The 26,023-nt window shown below is 70.6% G+C and carries 25 protein-coding genes and 2 pseudogenes; 13 read left to right on the top strand and 14 right to left on the bottom strand.

Annotation, left to right across the window (positions count from 1 at the left end):
• The first annotated feature begins 125 nt into the window (after window positions 1-125).
• From OG707_RS38110 to OG707_RS38095, 4 genes are read left to right on the top strand one after another with little or no spacing between them, the layout of a single operon-like run.
• Window positions 126-1,451 (top strand): ABC transporter substrate-binding protein, encoded by a 1,326-nt coding sequence (locus OG707_RS38110; RefSeq protein WP_329126452.1) that lies wholly within the window; start codon window positions 126-128, stop codon window positions 1,449-1,451.
• 11 nt (window positions 1,452-1,462) lie between these two features.
• Window positions 1,463-2,470, top strand: a complete 1,008-nt coding sequence (locus OG707_RS38105; RefSeq protein ID WP_329126451.1) for a carbohydrate ABC transporter permease — start codon at window positions 1,463-1,465, stop codon at window positions 2,468-2,470.
• Window positions 2,463-3,335 (top strand): carbohydrate ABC transporter permease, encoded by an 873-nt coding sequence (locus OG707_RS38100; RefSeq protein WP_329126450.1) that lies wholly within the window; start codon window positions 2,463-2,465, stop codon window positions 3,333-3,335. Before OG707_RS38105 ends, OG707_RS38100 begins: the two co-directional genes overlap by 8 nt.
• A gap of 18 nt (window positions 3,336-3,353) precedes the next feature.
• A complete protein-coding gene (locus OG707_RS38095; protein ID WP_329126449.1) occupies window positions 3,354-4,715 on the top strand; it encodes a GH1 family beta-glucosidase in 1,362 nt (453 codons plus the stop codon).
• 66 nt (window positions 4,716-4,781) lie between these two features.
• On the opposite strand, the gene OG707_RS38090 is transcribed toward OG707_RS38095, so the two are convergent.
• From OG707_RS38090 to panD, 3 genes and pseudogenes are all read right to left on the bottom strand, one after another.
• The gene (locus tag OG707_RS38090) at window positions 4,782-4,958 is read right to left on the bottom strand and encodes a hypothetical protein (RefSeq protein ID WP_329126448.1); all 177 of its coding nucleotides are present in this window, start codon (window positions 4,956-4,958) and stop codon (window positions 4,782-4,784) included.
• Window positions 4,959-5,032: 74 nt separating this feature from the next.
• A pseudogene (locus tag OG707_RS38085) lies at window positions 5,033-5,380 on the bottom strand (GNAT family N-acetyltransferase); the annotation flags it as partial.
• Window positions 5,381-5,390: 10 nt separating this feature from the next.
• Complete coding sequence (gene panD, locus OG707_RS38080) at window positions 5,391-5,816, bottom strand: aspartate 1-decarboxylase (RefSeq protein WP_329126446.1); 426 nt, start codon at window positions 5,814-5,816, stop codon at window positions 5,391-5,393.
• 149 nt (window positions 5,817-5,965) lie between these two features.
• Here panD and OG707_RS38075 point away from each other — a divergent pair, with 149 nt between their 5' ends.
• Entirely contained in the window at window positions 5,966-7,717 is a 1,752-nt protein-coding gene (locus OG707_RS38075) for an alpha/beta hydrolase (protein WP_329126445.1), read from the top strand.
• Here the strand turns inward: OG707_RS38075 and OG707_RS38070 are convergent.
• The gene (locus OG707_RS38070) at window positions 7,714-8,448 is read right to left on the bottom strand and encodes a CPBP family intramembrane glutamic endopeptidase (protein ID WP_329126444.1); all 735 of its coding nucleotides are present in this window, start codon (window positions 8,446-8,448) and stop codon (window positions 7,714-7,716) included. The genes OG707_RS38075 and OG707_RS38070 overlap by 4 nt on opposite strands.
• A gap of 133 nt (window positions 8,449-8,581) precedes the next feature.
• Between OG707_RS38070 and OG707_RS38065 the strand changes: the two genes are divergently transcribed.
• A complete protein-coding gene (locus OG707_RS38065; RefSeq protein WP_329126443.1) occupies window positions 8,582-9,952 on the top strand; it encodes a hypothetical protein in 1,371 nt (456 codons plus the stop codon).
• 45 nt (window positions 9,953-9,997) lie between these two features.
• Here OG707_RS38065 and OG707_RS38060 read toward each other — a convergent pair whose 3' ends face one another.
• On the bottom strand, window positions 9,998-10,810 hold the full coding sequence (locus OG707_RS38060) for an alpha/beta fold hydrolase (protein ID WP_329126442.1): 813 nt from the start codon (window positions 10,808-10,810) through the stop codon (window positions 9,998-10,000).
• A gap of 87 nt (window positions 10,811-10,897) precedes the next feature.
• A complete protein-coding gene (locus OG707_RS38055; protein ID WP_329126441.1) occupies window positions 10,898-12,787 on the bottom strand; it encodes an ABC transporter ATP-binding protein in 1,890 nt (629 codons plus the stop codon).
• A 152-nt stretch (window positions 12,788-12,939) separates the two neighbouring features.
• Here OG707_RS38055 and OG707_RS38050 point away from each other — a divergent pair, with 152 nt between their 5' ends.
• Complete coding sequence (locus OG707_RS38050; RefSeq protein ID WP_329126440.1) at window positions 12,940-13,362, top strand: DUF350 domain-containing protein; 423 nt, start codon at window positions 12,940-12,942, stop codon at window positions 13,360-13,362.
• 12 nt (window positions 13,363-13,374) lie between these two features.
• Here OG707_RS38050 and OG707_RS38045 read toward each other — a convergent pair.
• Window positions 13,375-13,898: pseudogene (locus OG707_RS38045) on the bottom strand (DoxX family membrane protein).
• Between the two features lie 155 nt (window positions 13,899-14,053).
• Here OG707_RS38045 and OG707_RS38040 point away from each other — a divergent pair.
• Together OG707_RS38040 and OG707_RS38035 are read left to right on the top strand one after the other, a co-directional pair.
• Complete coding sequence (locus OG707_RS38040) at window positions 14,054-14,503, top strand: nitroreductase family deazaflavin-dependent oxidoreductase (RefSeq protein ID WP_329126439.1); 450 nt, start codon at window positions 14,054-14,056, stop codon at window positions 14,501-14,503.
• Between the two features lie 10 nt (window positions 14,504-14,513).
• Window positions 14,514-15,200, top strand: a complete 687-nt coding sequence (locus OG707_RS38035; protein WP_329126438.1) for an endonuclease V — start codon at window positions 14,514-14,516, stop codon at window positions 15,198-15,200.
• Between the two features lie 4 nt (window positions 15,201-15,204).
• Here OG707_RS38035 and OG707_RS38030 read toward each other — a convergent pair whose 3' ends face one another.
• Window positions 15,205-15,912, bottom strand: a complete 708-nt coding sequence (locus OG707_RS38030) for a nucleotidyltransferase domain-containing protein (RefSeq protein WP_329126437.1) — start codon at window positions 15,910-15,912, stop codon at window positions 15,205-15,207.
• Window positions 15,913-16,032: 120 nt separating this feature from the next.
• Here OG707_RS38030 and OG707_RS38025 point away from each other — a divergent pair, with 120 nt between their 5' ends.
• Together OG707_RS38025 and OG707_RS38020 are read left to right on the top strand one after the other, a co-directional pair.
• Entirely contained in the window at window positions 16,033-16,965 is a 933-nt protein-coding gene (locus OG707_RS38025; protein ID WP_329126436.1) for a DMT family transporter, read from the top strand.
• Window positions 16,966-17,032: 67 nt separating this feature from the next.
• A complete protein-coding gene (locus OG707_RS38020; protein ID WP_329126435.1) occupies window positions 17,033-17,512 on the top strand; it encodes a VOC family protein in 480 nt (159 codons plus the stop codon).
• Here OG707_RS38020 and OG707_RS38015 read toward each other — a convergent pair.
• Genes OG707_RS38015 through OG707_RS37995 form a run of 5 tightly spaced genes read right to left on the bottom strand, consistent with a single transcriptional unit; the run spans window position 17,487 to window position 22,858 of the window.
• A complete protein-coding gene (locus OG707_RS38015) occupies window positions 17,487-17,972 on the bottom strand; it encodes a nucleotide triphosphate diphosphatase NUDT15 (protein WP_329126434.1) in 486 nt (161 codons plus the stop codon). The genes OG707_RS38020 and OG707_RS38015 overlap by 26 nt on opposite strands.
• A complete protein-coding gene (locus tag OG707_RS38010) occupies window positions 17,969-18,781 on the bottom strand; it encodes an N-formylglutamate amidohydrolase (RefSeq protein ID WP_329126433.1) in 813 nt (270 codons plus the stop codon). Before OG707_RS38010 ends, OG707_RS38015 begins: the two co-directional genes overlap by 4 nt.
• Complete coding sequence (locus tag OG707_RS38005; protein ID WP_329126432.1) at window positions 18,781-20,001, bottom strand: NAD(P)/FAD-dependent oxidoreductase; 1,221 nt, start codon at window positions 19,999-20,001, stop codon at window positions 18,781-18,783. The genes OG707_RS38010 and OG707_RS38005 overlap by 1 nt, the downstream gene beginning before the upstream one ends.
• Complete coding sequence (locus OG707_RS38000; protein ID WP_329126431.1) at window positions 19,998-21,407, bottom strand: FAD-dependent oxidoreductase; 1,410 nt, start codon at window positions 21,405-21,407, stop codon at window positions 19,998-20,000. Before OG707_RS38000 ends, OG707_RS38005 begins: the two co-directional genes overlap by 4 nt.
• Window positions 21,404-22,858, bottom strand: coding sequence for an FGGY family carbohydrate kinase (locus tag OG707_RS37995; protein WP_329126430.1), 1,455 nt, complete (start codon window positions 22,856-22,858; stop codon window positions 21,404-21,406). Before OG707_RS37995 ends, OG707_RS38000 begins: the two co-directional genes overlap by 4 nt.
• A gap of 240 nt (window positions 22,859-23,098) precedes the next feature.
• Between OG707_RS37995 and OG707_RS37990 the strand changes: the two genes are divergently transcribed.
• Window positions 23,099-24,007: a hypothetical protein gene (locus OG707_RS37990; RefSeq protein ID WP_329126429.1), complete on the top strand. Its 909-nt coding sequence runs from the start codon at window positions 23,099-23,101 to the stop codon at window positions 24,005-24,007.
• 143 nt (window positions 24,008-24,150) lie between these two features.
• The gene (locus tag OG707_RS37985; RefSeq protein ID WP_443071514.1) at window positions 24,151-25,575 is read left to right on the top strand and encodes an amino acid permease; all 1,425 of its coding nucleotides are present in this window, start codon (window positions 24,151-24,153) and stop codon (window positions 25,573-25,575) included.
• A 50-nt stretch (window positions 25,576-25,625) separates the two neighbouring features.
• Here the strand turns inward: OG707_RS37985 and OG707_RS37980 are convergent, their stop codons facing one another.
• Complete coding sequence (locus tag OG707_RS37980; RefSeq protein ID WP_329126427.1) at window positions 25,626-25,886, bottom strand: GlsB/YeaQ/YmgE family stress response membrane protein; 261 nt, start codon at window positions 25,884-25,886, stop codon at window positions 25,626-25,628.
• Window positions 25,887-26,023: the final 137 nt, after the last annotated feature.

The following is a 26,023-nucleotide window of genomic DNA, read 5'->3' as shown; positions in this document are numbered from 1 at the left end:
CAACATACCCCTGCGCAAGCCCTTGACGCGACCTTCTCTCACTACTTAACTCACGCTCTGAATTAAGACGTGAAGGCCGTTCGACCACTGAACGCAGCCGTCCCCCTGGAAGGGGCCACCGAATCATGCGCAGAATCCGAGCCGCAGCAGCAGTTGTCGTCACCGTCTCCACCCTCGCCGCCGCCACGGCGTGCGGCGGCGGATCCGACTCCGGCGGCGGGGGCGGCAACGACTCCCCCAAGACGCTCACGTACTGGGCGTCCAACCAGGCGCCCGACATCGCGACCGACAAGAAGATCCTTGCGCCCGAACTGGCGAAGTTCGAGAAGCAGACGGGCATCAAGGTCAAGCTCGAGGTCGTTCCGTGGTCCGACCTGCTCAACCGGATCCTCGCCGCGACCACGTCGGGACAGGGCCCCGATGTCCTGAACATCGGCAACACCTGGTCGGCCTCGCTGCAGGCGACGGGCGCCCTGCTCCCCTGGGACGCGAAGAACTTCGACGCGATCGGCGGCAAGGACAAGTTCGTCGAATCCGCCGTCGCCTCGGCCGGCGCCGCAGGCAAGGACCCCTCGGCGGTGCCGCTGTACTCCCTGGCCTACGCGCTCTACTACAACAAGAAGATGTTCGCCGACGCGGGCATCTCCAAGCCGCCGGCCACCTGGGACGAGCTGGTCGCCGACGGCCAGAAGATCTCGAAGAACGGCACCAGCGGCAAGTGGGGCCTGGGTGCGGAGGGCGGCAACCTCTCCAACAACATCCACCAGGCGTTCGTACTCGGCAAGCAGCACGGCGCCGACTTCTTCGACGCCTCGGGCAAGCCGACCTTCACCTCCGACGGCGCCGTGGCGGCCGTGAAGCAGTACGTCGACTTCATGGCCAAGGACAAGATCATCGCCCCGGGCAACGCCGAGTACGCCCAGAACCAGTCGCTCAGCGACTTCGCCAAGGGCAAGACCGCGATGGTGCTCTGGCAGGCCGCGGCCACGACCTTCGCCGCCCAGGGCATGAAGCCCGAGGACTGGGGCACCGCCCCCGTCCCGGTCCCGTCCGGTGCGCCCGGCCAGGACAAGCAGGTCAACTCGATGGTCGCCGGCATCAACATGGCCGTCTTCAAGAACACCAAGAACACCAAGGGTGCTCTGGAGTTCGTGAAGTTCATGACCAGCACCGAGGAGCAGAAGACCCTCAACAAGGCCTTCGGTGCGATACCGCCGGTCAAGGCCGCGCAGTCGGACGCCGCGTTCTCCGCGCCCGACCTGACCGTCCTGAAGAACACGCTCACCACCAGCGCCGCCCCGCTGCCGCAGGTCGCCGCCGAGTCCCAGTTCGAGACGACCGTGGGCACCGCCATCAAGGAGCTGTGGGCGGAAGCAGCGGCGGGACACGCCATCACCGACGAGCTCGTCAAGTCCAAGCTGACCAAGGCTCAGCAGCAGATGCAGCAGTGAGGCACTGATCCATGACGTCCACCGTGACCCCTTCCAAGGTGCCATCGGCGGCCGGCGACGATGTTCTGAAGTCCGGGGGTGTGCGCGGACGTTTCCCGCACATCCCCGACCGGATCCGCCGCGGCGGCCTGCCCTACCTCCTGCTCCTCCCCGCCCTGATCCTCGAACTGCTCATCCACATCATCCCGATGGTCATGGGCATCGTGATGAGCTTCCGCGGGCTGACGCAGTTCTTCATCCGCAACTGGAACGCAGCCCCCTGGAAAGGGCTGCACAACTACGACGTAGCCGTCGACTTCAACGCCCCCATCGGCAAAGCCCTGTTGCACTCCTTCTACGTGACCTGCGGATTCACCGTCCTCGCCGTCGGCCTCTCCTGGCTGATCGGCACGGCGGCCGCGGTCCTGATGCAGGAGAACTTCCGCGGCCGGGGCCTGCTGCGGACCATCTTCCTGATCCCGTACGCACTCCCCGCGTACGCCGCGATCATCACCTGGGTGTTCATGTTCCAGCACGACAACGGGCTGGTGAACCATGTGCTCCACGACCAGCTGGGCATCACCGACAAGCAGTCGTTCTGGCTGATCGGCGACAACAGCTTCTACGCCCTGGTGACCGTCGCCGTCTGGAAGTCCTGGCCCTTCGCCTTCCTCATGGTGATGGCGGCCCTCCAGAACATCCCGCGCGAACTGTACGAGGCCGCGTCCATCGACGGCGCCGGCATCTGGCAGCAGATCCGCCGGATCACGCTGCCCTCGCTGCGGTCCGTCAACCAGGTCCTGGTCCTCGTCCTGTTCCTGTGGACGTTCAACGACTTCAACACGCCGTACGTCCTGTTCGGCAAATCGGCGCCCGAAGCCGCGGACCTGATCTCCATTCACATCTACCAGTCCTCGTTCGTCACCTGGAACTTCGGCAGCGGTGCGGCCATGTCCGTCCTGCTCCTGCTCTTCCTCCTCGTGGTGACGGCCGTGTACCTGATCTTCACCTCGCGCGGAAGGAAGAGCGCCGATGTCTAGTTCGACGGTCAACCGCCGCTCTCCCACGGCGCCCCCGCGGTCCTTCCTGTGGACCCGGCGGATCGTGCTCACCCTGATCACGCTCTTCACGCTGGTGCCCGTCTACGTGATGCTGAGCAGCTCGATGAAGTCCCTCGCGGACGTCTCGGGCAAGTTCTCCTGGATCCCGCACGAGATCACGTTCAGCCCCTACGTCGACATCTGGACCACCATCCCGCTCGCCAGGTACTTCATGAACTCGCTGATCGTGGCGGGTACGGCGAGCATCGCCTCGGTGGTGGTCGCGGTCTTCGCGGCGTACGCGGTGAGCCGCTACCGCTTCCGCGGCAAGCGGGTCTTCACCATCACGGTGCTCTCCACCCAGATGTTCCCGGGCATCCTCTTCCTGCTCCCCCTCTTCCTGATCTTCGTCAACATCGGGAACTCCACCGGCATCGCGCTCTACGGCTCGCGCGGCGGTCTGATCCTCACCTATCTGACCTTCTCGCTGCCGTTCTCGATCTGGATGCTGATCGGGTACTTCGACTCCATCCCCAAGGACCTCGACGAGGCCGCGATGGTCGACGGCTGCGGTCCGCTCGGCGCGCTCTTCCGGGTGGTGGTCCCCGCGGCCATCCCCGGCATCGTCGCCGTGGCGATGTACGCGTTCATGACCGCCTGGGGCGAGGTCCTCTTCGCCTCGGTCATGACGAACGACACCACGCGCACGCTCGCCGTCGGACTCCAGGGCTACTCCACCCTCAACGACGTCTCGTGGAACCAGATCATGGCCGCGTCGCTCGTCGTCAGCGTGCCGGTGGTCGCCGGGTTCCTGCTCCTCCAGCGCTATCTCGTCGCCGGCCTGACCGCCGGCGCCGTCAAGTGACCCTTAGAAAGGCAGTCCGTGAGCGACTTCAACTCCCTTCCCCCCGACTTCGTCTGGGGCGTGGCGACCGCCGCGTACCAGATCGAGGGAGCCGTGGCCGAGGACGGCCGTTCGCCCTCCATCTGGGACACGTTCTCGCACACCCCGGGCAAGATCGACGCCAATGAGAACGGCGACGTGGCCTGCGACCACTACCACCGCTGGCGCGAGGACATCGCGCTGATGAAGCAACTCGGCGTGGACGCCTACCGGTTCTCCGTCGCCTGGCCGCGCGTCGTCCCCGGCGGCGACGGCCCCGTCAACGAGAAGGGCCTCGCCTTCTACGACGAGCTGGTGGACGGCCTCCTGGAGGCGGGCATCACCCCGTATCCGACCCTCTACCACTGGGATCTGCCGCAGACCCTGCAGGACCGCGGCGGCTGGCCCGCGCGCGACACGGCCAAGCACTTCGCCGCGTACGCATCAGCGGTGGCCGGCCGGCTCGGCGACCGCGTGGAGAACTGGACGACGCTCAACGAGCCGCTCTGCTCCGCCTGGATCGGGCACCTCGAAGGACGGATGGCCCCGGGCCTCACCGACATCGAGGCCGCCGTCCGCACCTCGTACCACCTTCATCTGGGCCACGGCCTGGCGACCCAGGCGATCCGCGCCGCCGTGCCCGGCGCCCGGGTGGGCATCGTCAACAACCTCAGCCCCTGCGAGCCCGCGACCGAGCGCGAGGAGGACCAGGCCGCGGCGGTACGAGCCGACGGGCACACCAACCGCTGGTGGCTGGACCCGATCCACGGCCGCGGCTACCCGCAGGACATGGTCGACCTGTACGGCGTCGACCTGCCGATCCGCACCGGCGACCTGGAGACGATCGCCGCACCGCTGGACTGGCTCGGCCTGAACTACTACTTCCGCAATGTCGTCGCCGCCGACCCGGGCGGCTCCATCCCGTACGCCAAGCAGGTCTATCTGCCCGGCGCCCGGCACACCGCGATGGACTGGGAGGTGAACGCCGACGGCCTGGAGAACATGCTGGTGCGGCTCTCGGAGGAGTACGGGCCGCAGCAGATCTACATCACCGAGAACGGCTCCGCCTACCCGGACGTGCTGCGCGCCGACGGCTCGATCGACGACACGGAGCGGGTCCAGTACCTGGACGAACATCTGGCGGCCTGCGCCCGCGCCGTCCGCCGAGGTGTCCCTCTCGCCGGCTACTTCGCCTGGTCGCTGCTGGACAACTTCGAGTGGGCGTACGGCTACGACAAGCGCTTCGGCCTGGTCCACGTCGACTACCCGACGCAGCGCCGCACCATCAAGGGGAGCGGTCACCGCTACGCGGACATCATCCGCTCCTCGCGCGGCCACGGCCGCGGCCGCCGGGCGGCGTAAACACGGTGCCCGCCCGGCTGACGCGTCACCACGACACGTCAGCGGGCCGGAGCGCCGGCTGATCGCCTACGCACCGAAGGCGGGCTCCAGCTCCGGTTCCGGCGACGGTACGGGGTCGGGGCCCGGCGGCTGCGGAATCGGGTCGGGCAGCGGCGGAGGCAGCGGGCCGGGCATCGGGCCGGGATCAGGGCTGCCGGGGCCCGGCGGCGCGGGGGGCACGGGATCGGGATACGGCTGCGTCACGGTGGACACCTCCACAGTGCTGGCGGACGCGCTCCGTCCACTCTGCCCCTCCGCGCATGCCCGCGCCTCCCGGATCACCAGGTGCGCGGGTCGGCGGCCAGCTGTTCCTTGGCCGCCTGTACGAGCTCGGGCGGTGCGGCCGGGGCCTCGTCGGGATGCCGCTCGGCCCACTTGGCGGCGTACGGACAGAGCGGTACGACAGCGAGGCCCTCGCGCCCGGCCGTCGCGTAGAACTCCCTCACCAGCGAGCCGGCCACACCTTTGCCCTCGTGCGCCGGCTCCACGATCGTGTGGACGGCAACCAGCGCGGACGGGTCCGCGTCCAGCACGAAGTAGTCGATATGACCGACGCCCCGGCCGTCTTCGTAGGCTTCCATGCGGCCGTGCGGCCGGTCGTCCCGGATCTCCGTCATCGGACGGTGTCCTTCCTTGTCAGGCCCCCGCCACCACGGCGTGCGGGCTGCGTTCCTGGTCGGTGCCGGGGACCGGCGCGGAGGCGTCGGCGCCGAGGGCGACGATCCGGTTGTCCGCGTCGACGTGCACGATGCTGGGCTTCAGGGTGCGTGCCTCGGCGTCGTCGACCTGGGCGTAGCTGATGAGGATCACCAGGTCGCCGGGGTGCACGAGGTGGGCCGCCGCGCCGTTGATGCCGATGACACCGGAGCCGCGCTCGCCCTCGATGACGTACGTCTCCAGCCGGGCACCGTTGTCAATGTCGACGATATGGACCAGCTCGCCGGGCAGCAGGTCGGCGGCTTCCATCAGCTCGGCGTCGACGGTGACGGATCCGACATAGTGCAGGTCGGCCTGGGTCACGGTGGCACGGTGGATTTTGGACTTGAACATGGTTCGCAGCATCGGACTACTCCCAGAGTCGGGCTACCTGCCTGCGTTTATGCAGGTCAAGTGCACTTCCCCCACTTTACAACCAGTCCGGTGCACGAGGGGCTCGCCCGGGCGGAAGCGCGTGCCGGACCGTAGGGCGGCCGACGGCTACCCTACGGGCCATGCAAAATGCGGCATCCTGGGGCAATTCACTCCGGCAGCGGTTCGTCGGGGTCGTGCAACAGCCCTATTGGGAGCGGCCCGACCGTTCGTATCTGGTCAGGCGATGGCCCGACTTCACCGCGGTCTGTTTCGCGACCGTCTTCTTCTGGATGTCGCTGACGCCGTCATTGGTGCCGCGCCCCTGGCTGCTGCAGGGCGCCGTCGGCGGGATCTCCGCTGCGTTCGGGTACGCCGTGGGATCGGTGGTGAGCACGGTGTGCCGCGCCCTGTTCCGGTGGCGGCCGGCCCGCGCGACGCGCGCCAGACTCTGGCAGGCGTACTGGATCCTCAGCCCGGTGCTCGGCGTGCTGCTGATCGCCGAGAGCGCCCACATGCAGCGCAGGCTGCGTGAACTCCAGGGCCTGCCACCGGCGTTGACCTGGCACATCCCGGTGATCGCACTGATCGCCGTGGTGCTGTGGGCTCTGATCCTGCTGGTGGCGCGCTCGATCCGGCTGGGGTCCCGACGGCTGATCCGGCTGCTGAGCCGCATCGTGCCGCTGCCGGTCGCGATCGGTGTGGGATTCGCGCTCAGCGCCCTGATCGTCACCGTCGGGCTGCGCAACGTCGTGTTCCAGCGCGGTGTCATCGACATCGCGGACCGGATGGCGTACTCGGTCAACGGCGGGACCAGGAGCGGGATCGAGAAGCCCGTGTCGCCGCTCGTGTCCGGCGGACCCGGTTCGCTCATCGCGTGGGACGACCTCGGATTCCAGGGACGCAACTTCACCGGGTCCGTGCCGACCAAGGCGCAGATCAGCGCGTACACCGGCAGACCGGCGAAGGATCCCGTACGCGTCTACATCAGCGCGTCGGCGCCCGAGGCCTTCAGTGACGAGGACCCGTTCAAGGCCAAGGCCGCCCTTGCCGTAAGGGAGTTGGAACGGACCGGAGCGTTCGACCGGGACGTCCTGGCCGTCGCGGGGACCACCGGCACGGGCTGGATCAACTCCAACATCAGCGAGCCCCTGGAGTACATGCACGACGGGAACACCGCTTTCGTCGCGGTGCAGTACTCCTACCTCCCCAGCTGGGTCTCCTTCCTCGTTGACAAGGAGCGGGCCGCGCAGGCCACCCGCGACCTCATGGAGGCGATCCTCGCGAAATGGTCCGCGCTCCCCGAGGACCACCGCCCGAAGCTCGTCGTCACCGGCGAGAGCCTGGGCGGATTCGCCGTCGAGTCGTCGTTCGACGGTGTGAAGGACCTGCTCGCGAAGACCGACGGGGCACTGATCCTCGGCACACCCAACTTCGCCCCGATGTCGCAGGAGATCAGGGACCACAGGGACGCGGGCAGCCCGGTGTGGCGGCCCCAGTACGACGGTGGCAGGAACGTGCGTGTGGCGCAGTTCCCGGCCGAGGATCTGCGGCGGCCCGAAGCGGCCTGGGGACATCCGCGGGTCGTCTCCCTGCAGAACGCCTCCGACCCGGTGGTGTGGTGGTCCACGGACCTGCTGCTGCACCGGCCCCAGTGGCTCGACAAGCCGCTCGGCCCGGACATCACCTCGGAGATCCGCTGGTTCCCGCTCGTCACGTTCTGGCAGACGACGATCGACATAACCGTCTCGTACGGGGTGGAGCCCCCGCACGGACACCGCTACGGCGCAGGGCCGGTGGACGGCTGGGCGGCGGTGGTGCCGCGCGACGGGTGGACCGACGAGGACACCGCGCGCCTGCGCCGCCACATCGAGCAGCGGGAGTCTCCGTACTAGCGGAGCAGGAATCCGAAGATGTAGCCCAGGGCGTTGGTGGCCCAGTGCAGTCCCATCGGGGCCAGCAGGCTGTCGCTGCGGCGGCGCAGCTCGCAGAAGACGCAGCCGGAGACGGCCGTGAACAGTACGGCCCCGGCGTCGACCAGAACCGTGCCGAGGAGCGTGCCCCCGAAGCCCGGGTCGAGCGCGGGTTTCGCGGTGGCGAGGGAGAGGCTCGGAAGGATGTGCCACAGGCCGAACAGCGCCGAGGAGATCAGGGTCGCGCCGAGCGGGCCCCGGATGCGCAGGAGGAGCCCGTACAGCACGCCGCGGAACGCGACTTCCTCCAGCAGTACGGTGCCGAACGGTACGTCCACCAGCGCGCGCCACGCGACGTCACCTGCGCCGAGCTCGCTGTAGCGCTGGTCGGAGAACAGGTCGCTGGTCCAGGGCAGCGCCGCCGCACACGCATAGCCCGCGGCGACGACAGCGATGATGGCGGCCGCCCAGCGCAGTCCCCGCCCCAGGCTGCTCCGCGCGAGCCCGACGTCGCGCCACCCGCCGCCGGCCCAGTACATGATGCCCAGCAGCACACCGGTGGCGAGGAGCGAGACGGGCAGGCTCCAGGACCGGGCCCACCGGTTGTTCGCCAGATTGGTGAGGACCAGCACGGCCACGGTGACCCCGACGGCGGTCCCGGCCGGGACCGGGCGGCGCAGCCGGAGGGACCACGCTCTCTCTGACGTCGGCACGAGGCCATCCTGCGGCAGGGAGCCGGCGGCGGCCATTCGGGCGCCTCCGACGGTGTCGGGACTCGAATGCGACATTTGACGCGATTCATTTGATAAAAGGCCATTTGTGTACGAGATCCGAAGCCTGCCCCCGTTGCGGAAGCGCGACCTCGCGCTCGCGCCCCTCGCCCTCGCGGCCGTGCTCGCCCTGTCCGGCGCCGGAGTCCTGCCGGCCGCCGCCGCGGACCCGACCGTGGTTCATCCCGGCGGTCTCGGTGCCGCAGGGCCCTGGTTCAGACTCCAGGACGACCCGGGTAACGCCGGGATCGCCCACGGGACCCAGGAGGTCGCCGCCTTCGCCGATGCCACCTGGCTCGACGGCAGTCTCCATCTGGGCATCGGGGGCGACGAGACGTCCCAGGCGGCCCATGCTTTCGCCGCCCCGGTCACGCTGACCTCCCTGCTGACCTCGGGGGTCTCCTACTCCACCTACCAGAACTCGGCGCGTTCCACGGCCGGCAACGTCGGCGCCAACCTGCAGTTCCCCATGATCTGCGGCGGAGTCTTCACGACGATCAGCTTCGAACCCGGGCGCCATACGGACACCGAGGGCAGGCCCGGTGTCGTCCCTGACACCTGGCAGACCTTCGAGTCCCCGGGGACGACGCTGTGGCGCACCTCGCGCGCCGTGGCGGGCGTCCCGGCGCAGGGCGACGCATCGCTCGCGACCTTCGCCGCGGCCTGCAACGCCCCCGGGGACGGCGCGCTCGGCGTCATCGCCCGGGTGGGCCGGCTGGGGTCGCCGACGGCCACGCTCGACACCTATGTGGACGGCATCACGGTGGCCGGGAACACCTACAACTTCGCCGTCGAGGGCCGGGCCGCAGCGAAGGTCACCGCTCCGGCGCGCATCGTCGCAGGTGCGGCGCCGGCTGCCGCTTCGGTGACGTACACGAATCCGGCGGACGGACCGGAGTACCCGGACACGGGTACGGAACTGACGCTCAAGGGACCGCAGGGACTGCGCGCCGCGGACGTGACGGTGATGGCGCAGGGCAAGAGGATCGCGCTGACCGCCCACCCCGACGGCACACTGACCGGAACGCTCCCGAAGGGGACAGTCCTGGCGCCGTCGGGCTCTTCGGCAACGCAGTTCACCATTGCGGTGGCCGAGGGGGCGCCGGCGGGACCGCTGACGGTGAGCGCCGAACTGACAGCGGCCGCGAACGGCGGCGAGCGGACACCGACCGGCGTCGAGGCCCTGGCCGCACTGCGGATCGAGCCGAAGCCGGCGGAGACGCCCCCGCCGACTCCGCCGACCACCGCCCCCGACGAGCCCTCGAAGCCGACCCCCACGACCTCGCCGAGCACCGTGCCGCCCGCCCCGGGTCCGGCCGCACCGACCGGCCCGAGTCTCGCCGAGACCGGGGCGGGGAAGTACGACCTCCGGCTGGGGATCGGCGCGGTGTCGCTGGTGGTGCTGGGGTCGGGCATCGTGCTCTGGGCGCGGCGCAGGTCCAGCTGACGACCGTCGTACGGCATCGGGGCAGCCCGGTGCCGTACGGGACGGTCAGGCCCCGGACAGTGTCTTCCGCAGCACCTCGGCGAACTCCGCCGGGTGACCGATGAACCCTCCGTGGTCGCCGGGGAACTCGACCGGCGGGCGGCCGAGGAGGTCGGCGAGTGCCGTGGACGTACGGACCGTCTCCAGGCCGCCCGAGTCGGCTCCGATCCCGACCTCGACACGGGTGGGACCGGACTTCAGCGCGTCGATGTCGGCCCGGTAGAGGCTGGTGGCGCGCAGCTCGTGGCCGAAGAACCGGGCGCTGTTGGCGAGGTCCTGGAGCGAGGGCTCCTGCGGCGCCGCCGCGGGGGCGCCGTCGTCGCCGTCGTCGAATCCCGCGCCCGCCATGAACTTCTTCCATGCCGCTTCCAGCCCCTCGCGGTGGAAGGTGGCGACCAGGTCCTCGACCTTGGCGCGCTGCTCGGCCGCGTCGGGCAGCAGCTCCAGCAGCGGCGGCTCGTGTGCGACGAGGGTACGGACCCGGCCGGGGTGCCGGGCGACCAGTGCGAGCCCCGTCACCGCGCCGCCGCTGCTGCCGAACACGTCCGCGGACTCGGCGCCGAGCGCGTCCAGGAGCGCGGCCGCGTCGTCCGCGCGCAGCTCGGGTGTCGAGTCCTGCTCCGGGTCGTCGAGGACGCTGCCCGAGATGCCGCGCGGGTCGTGCGTGACGACCGTGTGGTCTCCGGCCAGCGCATCGGCCAGCGGCGCGAAGGCACCGGCGCCCATCGGCGCTCCCATGACGAGCAGGAGCGGACCCTTGCCGCGGATCTCGTAGTGCAGGCGGACGCCGGAGGCCTCGAGGGTGTGGACGGAAGTCATGGCAGGTGGTCCCTTCGTGCAGGGTCGTCCGCGGTGGCGGTCTTGGAGGAGGGACTCCGGACGGCCCGGAAACTCATCGCCCTCCCGTCATCCCGTCAGCTCCGCGGTCTCCCTGCCCGGGCGCTCGAACTGGGTCCGGTACAGCTCCGCGTACCTGCCGCCCGCGGCGAGGAGGTCGGTGTGGGTGCCGCGCTCCACGACCCGGCCTTCCTCGACGACGAGGATCAGGTCGGCGGCCCGTACGGTCGAGAGCCGGTGGGCGATGACGACCGCGGTCCGGCCCTCCAGGGCCTCCCCCAGCGCTTCCTGCACGGCCGCCTCGGACGTCGAGTCCAGGTGTGCCGTGGCCTCGTCGAGGATGACGACGCGCTGGCGGGCGAGGAGGAGGCGGGCGATGGTCAGGCGCTGGCGCTCGCCGCCGGAGAGCCGGTAGCCGCGTTCGCCGACGACGGTGTCGAGGCCGTCGGGCAGCGAGGTGACGAGAGCGTCGAGGCGCGAGCGGCGCAGGGCGTCCCAGATGTCGTCCTCGCTCGCCTCCGGCCGGGCGAGCAGCAGGTTCGCGCGTACCGACTCGTGGAAGAGGTGGCCGTCCTGGGTGACCATGCCGAGGGTGGCGCGGATGGAGTCGGCGGTGAGGTCGCGTACGTCGACACCTCCCAGCCGTACGGCGCCCTCGTCGGTGTCGTAGAGGCGGGGCAGCAGTTGGGCGATGGTCGACTTGCCCGCGCCCGAGGAGCCGACGAGGGCGATCATCTGGCCGGGTTCGGCGCGGAAGGAGACTCCGTGGAGGACTTCCGTGCCGCCCCGGGAGTCGAGCGTGGCGACTTCTTCGAGGGAGGCGAGGGAGACCTTGTCGGCGGCCGGGTAGCCGAAGCGGACGTTGTCGAACTCCACGGCGACGGGCCCCTCGGGGACCGTGCGCGCGTCCGGCTTCTGGGCGATCAGCGGCTTGAGGTCGAGGATCTCGAAGACCCGCTCGAAGCTGACGAGTGCGCTCATGACCTCGACGCGGGCGCCGGCCAGTGCGGTGAGCGGGGCGTACATCCGGGTCAGCAGCAGGGCCAGTGCGACGACGGCGCCGGGTTCCAACTGGCCGCGCAGCGCGTAGAAACCGCCCAGCCCGTAGACCAGGGCGAGCGCCAGGGCGGAGACGAGGGTGAGCGCGGTGACGAACACGGACTGCGCCATGGCCGTACGGACCCCGATGTCGCGGACTCTGCGGGCGCGGGCGGCGAACTCGGCGGACTCGTCCGCGGGCCGGCCGAAGAGCTTCACCAGGGTCGCGCCGGGGGCCGAGAACCGCTCCGTCATCTGTGTGCCCATGGCCGCGTTGTGACCTGCGGCCTCGCGCTGGAGGCGGGCCATGCGGGAGCCGGTGCGGCGGGCAGGGAGCACGAAGAGCGGCAGCAGAACCAGCGCGAGCAGGGTGATCTGCCAGGAGATGGAGAGCATCACGGCGACCGTCAGGACGAGCGTGACGACATTGCCCACGACCCCCGACAGCGTGCTGCTGAAGGCGCGTTGGGCCCCGATCACATCATTGTTGAGCCGGCTCACGAGCGCCCCGGTGCGGGTCCGGGTGAAGAATGCGACCGGCATGCGCTGCACGTGGTCGAAGACCGCGGTCCGCAGATCGAGGATCAGTCCCTCGCCGAGCGTCGAGGACAGCCAGCGGGTCAGCAGCCCGAGCGCCGCCTCCGCGAGGGCGATCCCGGCGATCAGCAGAGCGAGGGCGGTGACCGTGCCGGATGCCTTGCCCTTGACGATCGCATCCACAACCCTCCCCGACAGTACGGGAGTTGCGACGGCGAGCAGGGCGGTGACAACGCTCAGGAGAAGGAACTGCACGAGCTGCGTGCGGTGCGGGCGGGCGAACGCGGCGATCCGGCGCAGCGTCGCGCGGGAGAAGGGCCGCTTGTCCTGTTGCGCGTTCATCACGCTGTGCAGTGATGTCCACGCGGTGACTTCCATGCTCACGTAGTGCCTCCGAGGGTGCTGTTGAGGGACAACGTGAACGCTAAAACCCCAACCAAGATAGAGGTCAAGCAGATACCTCTGGGCGCAGCTGTGCGATAGGTTTTGCGCTTCCTTGACTTGATCACCCTTCACGTGCGGAGACAGCCCTCACCATGAACGACATCGTCAACGGACTTGGCCGCGCCGCCGCCTACGGAGCCCTGGGCGTCGTGCTGTTGATCCTCGGCATCTTCCTGGTGGATGCCCTCACACCGGGCAAGCTCGGCCGTCAGATCTGGGAGGAACGCAACCGCAACGCGGCGCTGCTGCTGAGCTCCGCGCTGCTCTCCATAGGCGGGATCGTCTTCACGTCGATCTGGACGACGTACGACGACTTCGGCAAGGGCCTCGCCTCGACGACGGCGTTCGGGCTGCTGGGCCTGGTGATGATGGCCCTCGCGTTCTTCGTCGTCGATCTCGTCACGCCGGGCAAGCTCGGCGCGACCCTCGTCGACCCCGAGCCGCACCCCGCGGTATGGGTGACGGCCTCCTGCAACCTCGCGGTGGCAGCCGTCATTTCGGCCTCCATCGCCTGAGACCGCCTGCCGCTACTCCTCGTCCTGGGCGGCGTTCTGCGCCCTGTTGCGGCGGCCGACCACGGCCGCTGCCGCGAGCGCGCTGCCGACGAAGGCGACCGCGACCGTCCACGGCTGGTCGAAGACATGGTCCGTCGCATGGTCGAGGGAGTAGCGGCCCGCACCGGCCACGCCGATGGCGGCCGCGGTGAAGCCGAGGAAGGCGGGGTACTCGAAACCGCCGCCCTGGGCGAAGAACCCGGCGGGCGCGTGGACGGCCACCGCCCCGCCATCGTCCCTGCGGCCGCGGCCCCCGCGGCCGGAGTGGCGAGGCCGAGCACCAGCAGCGCTCCGCCTCCCGCCTCACCGAGCCCGGAGGCGATCGCGCTCTGCCTGCCGGGCCGGAAGCCCATGTGCTCCATCGCCGCGCTGGTGCCTTCGATACCGCCGCCGCCGAACCAGCCCAGCAGTTTCTGCGCGCCGTGCGCCATCAGCACCCCGCCCGTTCCCGCCCTCAGGACGAGCAGACCGAGGTCACGCCGGTTCATACAGGTCATCGCGGTCTCCAGGTGAGGGGCTACGGGGGTACCCCTCCACTCTCCCTGCGCTCCGCGCCCGCCCACATCGGTGCTGGGCCATTCGGGCGAGGACGATTTTGGGCCTCCGGTACGTTGGCCCATCGTCAGTACCAACCGACGAAGGGACATCTGCCATGCCTCTCGAGGGCGAGTACGCACCGAGCCCGACCGCGTGGGTACGCGAGCAGGTCGAGCGGATCGAGAAGTCCGGCGGCACCGAGGGCATGACCATGCGCGGCATGTCCGTGATCCTGCTGACCACCCGCGGCGCGAAGACCGGCAAGCTCCGCAAGTCGCCCCTGATGCGCGTCGAGCACGAGGGTGCGTACGCCGCGGTGGCCTCGCTGGGCGGCGCACCCAAGCATCCCGTCTGGTACCACAACGTCGTGGCCGACCCCCGCGTCGAGCTCCAGGACGGCACCGAGCACCAGGACATGACGGCCCGTGAGGTCACCGGCGAGGAGAAGGCCGTGTGGTGGGAGCGTGCCGTAGCGGCGTTCCCCAACTACGCCGACTACCAGGAGAAGACGGACCGGCAGATCCCCGTCTTCGTACTCGAACCTGCGGAGCACCCGCACTCGTAAGCTGTTGGTCATGGACACCCCCATCAACGAAGCGGCGGCCCGCGCGATCCAGGACGAACTCCGCACCCGGGTGGTGCTGGACGAGCCGGGACCGCCTCCCGGGACGGGTCTCGTCACGGGTGTCGACGTGGCGTACGACGACGAGCGGAACATCGTCGCCGCAGCGGCGGTCGTCCTCGACGCGGCCACCCTGGCCGTCGTCGAGGAGGCCACGGCGGTGGGTCCGGTGGCCTTCCCGTACGTCCCCGGGCTGCTCGCCTTCCGCGAGATCCCCACGGTCCTGGCCGCCCTGGAGAAGCTCTCGCACGGTCCCGGGCTCGTGATCTGCGACGGTTACGGCCAGGCGCATCCGCGCCGCTTCGGCCTCGCAAGCCATCTGGGCGTGCTCACCGGACTGCCGGTGATCGGCGTCGCCAAGAATCCCTTCACGTTCACGTACGAGCAGCCCGGCAATCGGCGGGGTGACTCCTCGCCGCTGGTCGCCGACGGCGGTGACGTCGTCGGCCGCGCGCTGCGCACCCAGGAGTCGGTGAAGCCGGTCTACGTCTCGGTCGGCCACCGGGTGAGCCTCGACAACGCCTGCGCCCACACGCTGCATCTGGCCCCCGGCTACCGCCAGCCGGAGACCACCCGTCGCGCCGACGCGCTCTGCCGCAGGGCGCTGCGCGAGGCGACGTCGGTGACCCTCGACGCGTAGGCGGTCACGCGCGTCCGCCGCGGCGGAAGCCCGCCCAGAACCGCCCGCCGGCCGGGGCGAGCACCTCGTCGGCGAGCGCGACCAGCGCGTCCGTACGGCCGCCGAGCGCCTCGCCCACCGCCTGCGCCAACTGCCCCGAGAATCCGGGGCGTACGGCGTCCGTACGCCGGGCGAGCCACTTGCCGCCGCCCAGCCAGGCGCCGTGTGTCAGCAGCAGAAGCCGACCGGTTTCGCGCGCGATGTCGGTGGCGACGCAGAGGCGTTCGCCGGGGTCGGTGCAGCCCGCGAGGTCGTCGAGGAGGTCGGTCAGCCGGTAGCGCTCGGCCTCCAGTTCCTCCGCCGTCACCGGTGGCGGGCCCGCCGCCACGAGGCGCGCCGCCTCCGCCGCCAGGAGCGCACCGCTCCCGTCGCGGTCCAGGAGCAGTTCGCCCTCGGCGCACATGAAGAGCAACGGCGAACGGCGCTGGGCCAGTTCGCGGTCCACGTAACCGTGCCAGCTGGCCTCGGTGTGGACGAACATCTCCACCGGCCAGGGCTCGTGGCGGAAGCTGTCGCGGTACACGCGCGGATCGCCGTCCGGCAGCAGCACCACGATGTCCAGGTCCGAATGGGCCGTGCGCCGCGCGGTCAGCACGCTCCCCCCGAGGAAGGCCGCACGGGCCTCGGGATGGCGTTCGGCGACGACGGCGCGTGCTGCATCACTGGGGTTCATGATCCGCAGGCTACGACGCGGCCGGCACGGGTCGCCGCTCAATTTCCCGGTCGATTCCCTTGACGGCACTCGGCGGTGGGCCTGACGATCATCCGGACCTTCCGGATCGAGGACCCCCAGGTGAACGGCACACGCCGCACGGCAATCCCCGCGATGGCCGTGTCCCTGGTGGCCCTGCTGGCGGGCACATGGCTGCTGTCGGGCGCGCTGGTCGCGGGCACCGCACCCCTCGGGGTCGCGGCGGGCCGTACCGCGGTCTGCTGTCTGGCGCTCACGGCCGTCGCGGCCTCGACCGCGTCCGGCCGCGCGGATCTCCGCCGGGCCGCGGCCCGCCCCGGCACGGTGTGGCTCCTGGGGCTGCTCGGCTTCGCCGGGTACGCGGCGGGCACCCTGCTCGCGATCCCGCGCATCGGCACCTCGCTCACCAATCTCGTGGTGGCGCTGATGCCGTGCTTCTCGATGGTGATCGGCGGGCTCTTCTTCGGCGAGCGCTCCGGCGTCCGGAAGGTGAGCGGGGCCGCGCTGGCCGCCGCCGCGGGCGCCGGATATGCGGCGCTCGGCGCGGAGGCGGGCGACTTCGACCCGATGGGACTGCTCCTGGCGGCTGCTGCAACCGCCGGGTTCGCCGTCTACGGCTTCCTCTACCGGGCCAGGCTCTCCGGACTGCCGCCGCTCGCCGTCCTGCCCGTACTGCTCGGCGCGGCGAGTGCGGTGCTGGTGCCGATGGCGCTGCCCGCGCTCCTGTCGGATCCGCCGTCCGCGGCGCAGGGCTGGGGCATCGTCCTGCTCGGCGCGGTGGTCTATGCCCCGGCCTATCTCGTCCAGCACCGGTTGATCCTGCTGACAGGCCCCGTCTTCACGGCAGCGGTGCAGCTGGCCGTCCCCTTCACCGTACGGCTGGGCGACTGGGCGCTGGGCACGGCTCCCGCGCCGTCGTCCGCCGAGGTGGCGCTGCTCGCGGTGTGCTGCGGCGGCATCGCACTGGTGACGCTCCCGGCCCGTCGTGCGGGGAATCCCGTACGGGCCCAGGATGGTCTTGCCGAAAACCGATGAGTTACGGCGGCGGGGCCGGTCCACCCATCGAAAGCATCCGCACGCCGCCTCTCCAGGAGGACAAGCCATGCAGAAGATCACGACGCACCTGTGGTTCGACAACCAGGCCGAGGAAGCAGCGAACTTCTACGTCTCCGTCTTCAAGAACTCCCGCATCGTCGAGGTGATCAACTACGGCGAGGGCGAGCCCGGCAAGCCGGGCGGTTCCGTCACCGTGGTCACCTTCGAGCTCGACGGGCAGCAGTACTTCGCCCTCAACGCCGGCCCCATGTTCCACTTCTCCGAGGCCATCTCGCTGTATGTCGACTGCGATTCCCAGGAGGAGGTCGACGAGCTGTGGTCCAAGCTGACCGCCGACGGCGGCGAGGAGAGCCAGTGCGGCTGGCTCAAGGACAAGTACGGGCTGTCCTGGCAGATCATCCCCAGGGAGCTGACCGACCTGATGAAGGACCCGGACGGCGCGAAGGCCGGCCGGGTCATGGCGGCCATGATGGGCATGCAGAAGATCGACGTACAGGCGCTCAGGGACGCGGCGGCGGGCTCGTGACGCGATAGCGGTGTTTTCCGGGGCCGGGGTGCGCGTCGGGCTCCGGCCCGAGGCAACGCAGGACCGCCGCGGACGGCCCGAAGAGCTCGGCCGGGATCTCGTCCCGTGCGAACCATTCCCAGCGCTCGATCTTGTCCGGCTCCGTGACGCGGGCGCTCCCGCGGGCGGCGGCGGTCCGGGCGGCCGCGGTCACCAGGGTCACCCCGTTGAGGTTGCTGAGGAGTACGGCGAGGACCTCGACGTCGGCGGCGTCGGCCCGCAGTCCGGTCTCCTCGGCGAGCTCCCGTACGGCCGCCTCCTCGAAGCCCTCGCCCGGATCGACCTTGCCGCCGGGGAGCTCCCAGCGCCCGTCGTGGCCGAGGCCCAGCAGGATCCGGCCGTCGTCGCGGGTGACGATCAGCCCGACGCCGGTGAGGCTGTTCGGCAGGGGAAAGCGCCGCTCGGCGCGCTCGGCGGTCACTCCGCGGCTCCGCTCGTCTCGCTGCGGACGAGCGCGGCCAGGGCTTCGGCCAGCGGTTGGAGGCCGGGGCCCGGTTGTCCGCCGGGCTCCGCCATGTAGAGGTCGCGCCGGATCTCGATCATGAGGGCGCTGACCCGCCGGTCCATGCCGTAGTGCTTCAGCGGCACATAGGCGCCGGCGAAGGGGGTGTTCACGGCGGTCGTACCCAGCGGTGCGAAGGCCGCTCGGGCGCGGGCGAGCAGTCCGGCGGGGGTGTGGAAGCCGTCGGTGCCCAGGCAGACGGGCGGGCGGGGGCCTTCGCCGTGCAGTTCGTACGGCAGCGGGTCGGTCGGGTACGAGTGGACGTCGATCACCACCACCCTGCCGGCGGCCTGCAGCCGGTCGTCGACCGCCTCGGTCATCGCGGCCGCGTAGGGGTGGAAGTAGGCCTCGATCAGGGGGAGTTCGGCGGTATCGGGGGCGCGCAGCCGTTCGCGGTGGGTGGTGTGGGTGTAGACCGCGCCCATGCCTACCGCCCGCATCTCCTCGCGTTCGTCGGGGAACCGCTCGGGGTCGACGACCAGGCGCGAGAGCCGGTTGACGAACTGCCAGGGAGGGAGGGGCGCCGACGCGGCTGCCGCCTTCGCGATCTCGGCAGTGTGCGCGTCGGTGATGTGGTCGAGTTCGCGGCCGAGCGCCGCGTCGTCCAGCACGATGTCGCGCCGCACCTCGGCAGGCACGGTGCGCGCGGAGTGCGGCACATGCAGGATGACGGGCGATGCGGCCGCGCCCGCGATCAGTTCGAAGGGTGGGTGGGACGCCTCGCCCATCAGGTGCTCCTCTGCTCCGTCGAGAAGATCACTGTGCCACCTCGGGGATCGGCTCTGTCCACCCAGTTCCCGCTGATGGTGAGGGAGCGGTTCGGTACGACGGTGCGCGGCAGTCTCTGGTGGTGGAGGATCCGGCCGTCCTGGCGTACGACCAGGTGAGCTCTTGTGAGGAACTGCGCGGTGCGCAGGAGGAAGTGGTGGGGCGAGCCCGGGGAGATGCGCTGGGGTGCGACCCAGAGCAGCGGGTCCTCGGCCCGTACCGGAATCTGTTCCGCGGGCCAGGGCGCGCCGTCGAGGTGCCGCAGTACGGCGGCTGCGGCGCGTGCACCCTCCCGGGCTGCGGACAGGGCCGGTTCGGCGCCGTGGAGCAGATTGCCGGCGGCGAAGACGCCCGGTCCGGTGGTTCGGAAGGCGGGGTCGACGGTCGGTCCTCGTGTGCCGGGGTCGAGCAACAGGCCGCCGCGCCGGGGCAGTTCGTTCTCGGGTACGAAGTCCCCGGTGAAGACAACGGTGTCGCAGGCGATCACCGCCTCCCTGCCGTCGGCGTGGCGTATCGCGACGCCCGACAGCCGTCCGCGGCCCAGGAGTTCGGCGACGGTGGTGCGCGTGAGCAGGGGTACGCCGCGCCGAAGCCGTGTGTCCGCCGCATCCGTGGGCGGCGCCTGGTGGTGCGGCAGGTCGGTGACCATGGCGGCGACCTCGACGCCCGCGCCCAGCAGGGTGCGCACGGCCGAGTGGGCCACCGGTTCCGCTCCGACCACGACTGCCCGGGTGCCGGGGCGGCGGCCGTGGAGGTGGACGGTCTGCTGGAGCTCGCCGGTGGTGAGGACTCCGGCGGGTCTGGTGCCGGGCACCAGGCGTGCGCTGCGCGGGCGTTCGCGGGCGCCGGTGGCGAGGACGACGGCGCGGGCGGTGATGCGTTCGAGGCCGTGGGGTCCTGTGGTGTCGAGGGTGCGCGGGCCTGCCCAGTCGGTGACGGTGACCGAGGTACGCAGCCGGGCGCCGGCCCGAGCCGCTTCGCCGGTGAGCCTGCGGGCGTACTGCGGTCCGGTGCGCAGGCCGAAGCCGCCGAGGTGGCAGTGGCGCGGAATGCCGCCGGTCTGCGCCTCGCGCTCCAGGACCTCCACGGCGCCGACGCCGGCCAGCCGGGAGGCGGCGGTGAGGCCCGCAGGTCCGGCGCCGACGATCAGGACGTCGACGGTGCGCTCGCTCCTCGTCATCCTCTCAACTCCGCGCGTCGTACGAAGAGTTCGCGGACCGCGGCCCCGCAGTAGAAGCCCTGGCAGCGGCCTCCCCGGGCTCGGGTGCGCCGTCGCAGTCCGTCGAGCGAGGCGGGTGGGACCGGCCCGGCGAGGGCGTCACGGATCTCGCCGCGCGACACGCGTTCGCAGTGGCAGACGAGGACGCCGTACTCGGGGTCGGCGGCGATGAGTTCGGCCCGCTGGTAGGGGCGCGGGAACGCCTCTCCGAGGTTGGGCATGCGGACGGGATCGAGGTCCCGCGCCTCACCCAGGTCGAGGCCTGCTCCGGCGAGCAGTTCGGTGACGTACGCGGCGATCGCCATGGAGGCGGTCAGGCCGGTGGAGCGGATTCCGCCGACGGTCACGTAACGCTGTTCCGGGTGGGCGTGGATCTGGAAGTCGTCGTGCTCGGTGGCGGCGCGGAGCCCGGCGTAGACCGTGGTCACCTCCTCGTCGAGGAGTGCGGGGACGATCCGGCGGCCCTTCTCCCTCAGGAGCGCGATGCCCTCGGCCGTCGTGTGGGTCGCGGTCCGGTCGTCTCGGTTCTCGGCGGTGGGGCCGAGCAGGACGTTGCCGTACACGGTCGGCGCCACCAGGACGCCTTTACCGAGCGCCGTGGGCACCGGGAGAAGGATGTGGTGGACCAGCTCGCGCGCGAATTTGTCGAAGACGAGGAGCTGGCCCCGGCGCGGGGTGACGGTGAAGTCGTGATGGCCGAGCGCCCGGTCGACGGTGTCGGAGTGGAGTCCTGCCGCGTTGACCAGGTACCGGGCGCGGACCGTTCCACGGGCAGTGTGCAGCCGGTGCAGCTCCTCCGCCCGGCCGAAGCCCTCCACACGGCAGTTGAGGTGCAGGTCGACGCCTGCGCGGACCGCTTGGGTGGCGTACGCGAGCGTGGTCGTCCAGGGGCAGATGATGCTCTCGCCCGGGACGTCGAGGGCGGCGAGGGCGCCGGGGCCCAGGTGGGGTTCCCGGCGGTAGACCTCGTCGGCGCCGATGATCCGCGCGTCGCGGTATCCGTTGCGTTCGGCCTTGTCCGCCAGTGCGGGGAGCGCGGCGAGTTGTTCGTCGTCCCAGGCGACGAGCAGCGCGCCGACGGGTTCGACGGGGATGCCCGACTCGGCTGCATACGCGGCCAGGCGTTGCTGCCCTTCCCGTACGAGACGGGACTCCAGGGATCCCGGGACGGCGTCGAAACCGGTGTGCAGGATCGCCGTGTTGGCCTTGGACGTGGCGTCGCCGACGTCGTCCGACGCCTCGACGACGGCAGTGCGCAGGGGGTGACGGGCGAGCTCGCGGGCGATGGCGCTGCCCACGACTCCGGCTCCTACGACCACGACGTCGTAGATCTCCTCCGGCAGTGCGCCGGCGGTGGTGACGGTCACGGGGCGGTGGGCGTGCGGGCGAGCAGGGCGGCCACCTCCGCGCGGAAGACGCCCAGCCGCTCGGCGGCCTGGTCTGCGCTGATCTGCGGTTCGTAGACGGCGGACGGCTTCCCGGGGGCCACCACCTCTCGCAGGCTCAGTCCCGGGTTCAGGCCGAGCCGGGTGACCGCGGCCACCCCGAGGGCGGTGGCATCGGGCAACTCGGCGACCTCCACCGGGAGTTGCAGCAGATCCGCCTGTGTCTGCATCAGCAGGGCCGAGCGGGTCAGTCCGCCGTCGACCCGCAGTACGGACAGGGGCGCCCCCAGGTCACCTGCGGCTGCGGCGGCCACTTCGGCGACCTGGGCGGCGATGCCCTCGCAGAGGGCGCGCACCAGATGCCCGGGGGTCGTGTCGAGCCCGAGGCCGGTCACCGAGCCGCGCAGGTCGCCGCGCCACCAGGGGGCGGCGAGCCCGGCGAGCGCGGGGACGAAGGTGACGCCGCCGGAGTCGGGCACGGCGGAGCCGACGGGGTCGATGTCGCGGGCGCCGGAGATGACCCCGAGGTCGGCGAGCCAGCGGACGGCGGAGGCGACGGTGTAGACCTGCCCGTCGAGGCAGTAGCTGGTCTCACCGGCGAGCCGCCAGGCGACGCAGCCGACCAGACCGTTGGTGGAGCGGCGCGGCCTGTTGCCTGTCTGCGCGAGGAGGAATGCCCCTGTTCCGTAAGTGCACTTGGCCGTCGAGGGGGCTGTGACGTTCTGGGCCAGGAGCGCGGCCTGCTGGTCCACGAGAAGCCCTGTGAGCGGGATCTCGGGGCCGAAGGCCGTGGTGGTTCCGACCGGCCCTGCCGCGTCGACGATGCGCGGCAGCAGCTCCGCTCCGAGCCCGAAGAGATCGAGGGCGCGCTCGGACCAGGACACACGGTCGAGGTCGAGGAGCTGGGTGCGTCCCGCGGTGGACGCGTCGGTGACGTACGCGCCGGTCAGCTGGTGGATCAGCCACACGTCGCTCGTGGTGACGGTGCCTTCCTGCGTGAGGAAGCGGCGGATCCAGGCCATCTTGGGGGCGGCGAAGTACGGGTCGAGCGGCAGCCCGGTCAGCTCGCGCAACTCCTCGTCGTACGCGGCCAGTTCGGTGCAGAGCGGTTCGGCACGGCGGTCCTGCCAGACGATCGCGTCGGTCAGCGGCCGCCCGGTCGCGGGATCCCAGGCGAGGACGGTCTCCCCCTGGTTGGCCAGTCCCACGGCGGCGACCGCCTCGCCGGCCGCTGCGAGCGCCTGCCGTCCGGCGTCGACGACGGAGGAGAGCAGGGCGGCCGGATCGACCTCGACGAGTCCGCCGGGGAGGTAACGCGGGCGGACGTCTGCCGCACCGCTGCCGATCACCCCGCGTTCGGGACAGACGACGAGCGCCTTCGTACCGGAGGTGCCTTGGTCGATCGCCAGTACGGGGCCGTCGTTCGTGATCACTGCGGCAGCCTGCTACACCGACCGCGGAGACGTCAAGGTTCTCTGACAGGCCGTCAATTTCCCACATTTTCCTTCCAGTTGCATAAGATCAGCTCCGCCCCGGGAGAACCGGAGCCTCCGCCTCTGTCGCTTCCCCCCACAAGGAGCCAGGTGTTAGCACGCCCGGTGTATCACCCGGCCGGCCATGACGACGGATTGCGCATCGCACTTCAGGACCTCAGGACGGGGCGCTGGCGGTCCATGCGCGATCTGCTCGCCGACACCCCCGACTGGTCGCGGTGGACACAGCGCACCCAGGTGCTCGCGGCCGCGGCGGCGGGCACGGACGTGGTGCAGACGTGGCGGGCCGAGGAGCCGCGCAGCGCGACAGCGGCCGTCATGCACACGCGGGTCCTGGTGGAACGGACCCTGCGCGCCCACCGTGCGGGCCACCGGTCGACCAACGATCTGTGGCGCGAGGCGTGGGAGGCGTGCCAGATCGCCGCCCACGCGTCGCCGCAGGATCCCGTGCCGTGGATCTGCCAACTGGCTCTCTCCCGGCTCGACGAGCGCCAGCAGTGGGAGGAGCACCGGCAGCCGGCGCCGGAGCAGATGCTCTTCCCCGGCCCGTGGGGGCTGCTGGCCGAGGCCGACAAGCGCGACCCGTACAACCGCGAGGCCTATCACCGGATGCTGCAGTTCGCCTACGCGCGGAGACCGGGCGGGCATCTGTCGGAAGCGGTCGGTTTCGTTCAGTGGGCGGCCGCCCTGGCCCCCGAGGGTTCCGCGCTGCTGGCGCTGCCTCTGTACGTACGCGTGGAGCGCTATTTGCGGGAGGGCGGCCGCGAAAAGGCGCTGGACCTGCACTGGGTCGCGGAGGACTCCACCCGGGAGGCCCTGCGCGCCCTGCACGGATGGTTCGACCGCTCGTCCCCGTCCGCGCACTCGCAGCTCGACCTCAACCACCTCGCGCACGCCCTGTGGGGATCGCTTCAATTCCACGACGCGGTACGGGTGTTCGACGCGCTCGGCCCGTACTTCACCCCCACTCCCTGGTCGTACCGCACGCACGATCCCGGCGACCAGGACCTGGCCGCGGAGACCTTCGTGCAGGCGCGCACCCGCTGTCTGGCCGCGGCGCACGGCCCGGCCTCCGGCCCCCGGAACTGAACCACCCCCGTCCCTGTCCCCCCGCCCCTGGAGGCACTTCCGTGTCGCGTACCACCTGGTCGAGCACCGGTCACCCACCGCAGCAGCAGGATGAGGAGCAGCGCCTGCGGGAACTCGGCTACCAGCCCGTACTCGCCCGCCGCATGGGTAGTTTCGGCAACTTCGCCATCAGCTTCTCCGTCATATCTGTGCTCTCCGGATGCATGACCCTGTACGGCTTCGGGCTCGGCACCGGCGGCCCCGCCGTGATGCTGTGGGGCTGGGCGGGCGTCGGTCTCTTCGTCCTGTGCGTCGGTCTGGCACTGGCCGAGGTCACCAGCGCGTACCCCACCTCGGGTGCGCTGTACTACATGGCCGACCGGCTCGGCGGCCGCCGTTGGGGCTGGTACACCGGCTGGCTGAATCTGCTCGGCCTGCTGGGCGCGATCGCCGGGATCGACTACGGCGCCGCCCTGTTCACCGGCGCCTTCCTCAACCTGCAGTTCGGCTTCACCCCCACGGCCGGCTCGACGATGCTGATCTTCATGGGCATCCTGCTGCTGCACGCGGTGCTGAACCTCTTCGGCGTACGGCTGGTCAGCGTGCTCAACTCGGTCAGCGTCTGGTGGCACCTGGCGGGTGTCGCCGTGATCGTGGGCGTCCTGGCGATCGTCCCCGACCACCACCAGTCGCCGTCCTTCGTCTTCACCCACTTCGTGAACGACACGGGCTGGTCGAACCCGCTCTACGTGGCCGCGATCGGCCTCCTGCTCGCCCAGTACACCTTCTGCGGCTACGACGCCTCCGCCCACCTCTCGGAGGAGACGTCCAACGCCTCGGTGTCGGCGGCGAAGGGCATCGTCCGCTCCATATGGGTGTCGTGGATAGCCGGCTTCGTCCTCCTCGCCGGACTGACCTTCGCCATCCAGAACTACTCGGGCACCCAGAACAGCGACACCGGCGTTCCGCCCGCCCAGATCTTCATCGACGCGCTCGGCAACGGCGGTGCCACCGCCCTGCTGCTGGTCGTGATCGTGGCGCAGCTCTTCTGCGGCAACGCCGAGGTGGCCGCGGCGAGCCGGATGGTGTTCGCCTTCAGCCGCGACAACGCGCTGCCGGGCTCCAAGCTGTGGCGGAAGGTCAGCGGCCGCACACAGACCCCGGTCAACGCGGTCTGGCTCTCGGTCGCGTTCGCCTGCCTGCTCGCGGTCCCCTCGCTGTACTCGGCGACGGCGTACGGCGCGGTGACGGCGATCAACGTCATCGGCATCACGCCCGCGTACGCCATCCCGATCTATCTCCGTCTGCGCGCGGGCAGCCGCTTCCAGCCGGGCCCGTGGAACCTGGGCCGCTGGAGCAGGCCGATCGGCTGGGTGGCCGTGGTGTGGGTGGCGCTGGTCACCGTGCTGTTCTGCCTCCCCCAGAAGTCACCGGTGAACATCGACTCGATGAACTACGCCGTGATCGCGCTGGCAGCGGTCCTCGTGCTCGCCAGCATCTGGTGGTACGTCGCCCGCCGCACATACAGCACTCCGGCCGCGTACGGCTCGGACCGCGAGCAGGCGGAGATCGCGGAGGGAATTGTCTGAAACTCCGTCAGGGGCAGTTCTGTGAACGGCCCCTGACGGTACGTCTGTGGTCAGCGCGACTTGGCGCGGTCCAGTCCGGCGACGCCGACGGCGGCGAGACCGATCTGGATCAGCCACTCGATCCAGTCGACGCCCTTGGTGTCGTCGACTCCGACGGCATGGGCGATGAAGGCACCGATCAGCGCGGCCACGATGCCGATCAGGATGGTCCAGAGAATGCCGATCCGCTGGCGGCCGGGGACCACGAGCCGTCCCAGTACGCCGATGATGATGCCGATGACTATCGCGCTCAAAAGGCCGGAAATCTCCATGATCGCCTCTTTCGGCAGGAATGTGTACCGCACCTACGCGTCTGACCGGTACCCCCGGAATCGGGCGCTACTCCACCGCCCGGGGCGTAGATGCGTTCAGAGGATCTTCAGCTGCCGTATAGCGAGTTGAAAGAGGC

It is taken from the genome of Streptomyces sp. NBC_01465 (genome assembly GCF_036227325.1).
Lineage (GTDB): Bacteria > Actinomycetota > Actinomycetes > Streptomycetales > Streptomycetaceae > Streptomyces.
This window is presented reverse-complemented; position numbering and strand designations above follow the sequence as displayed.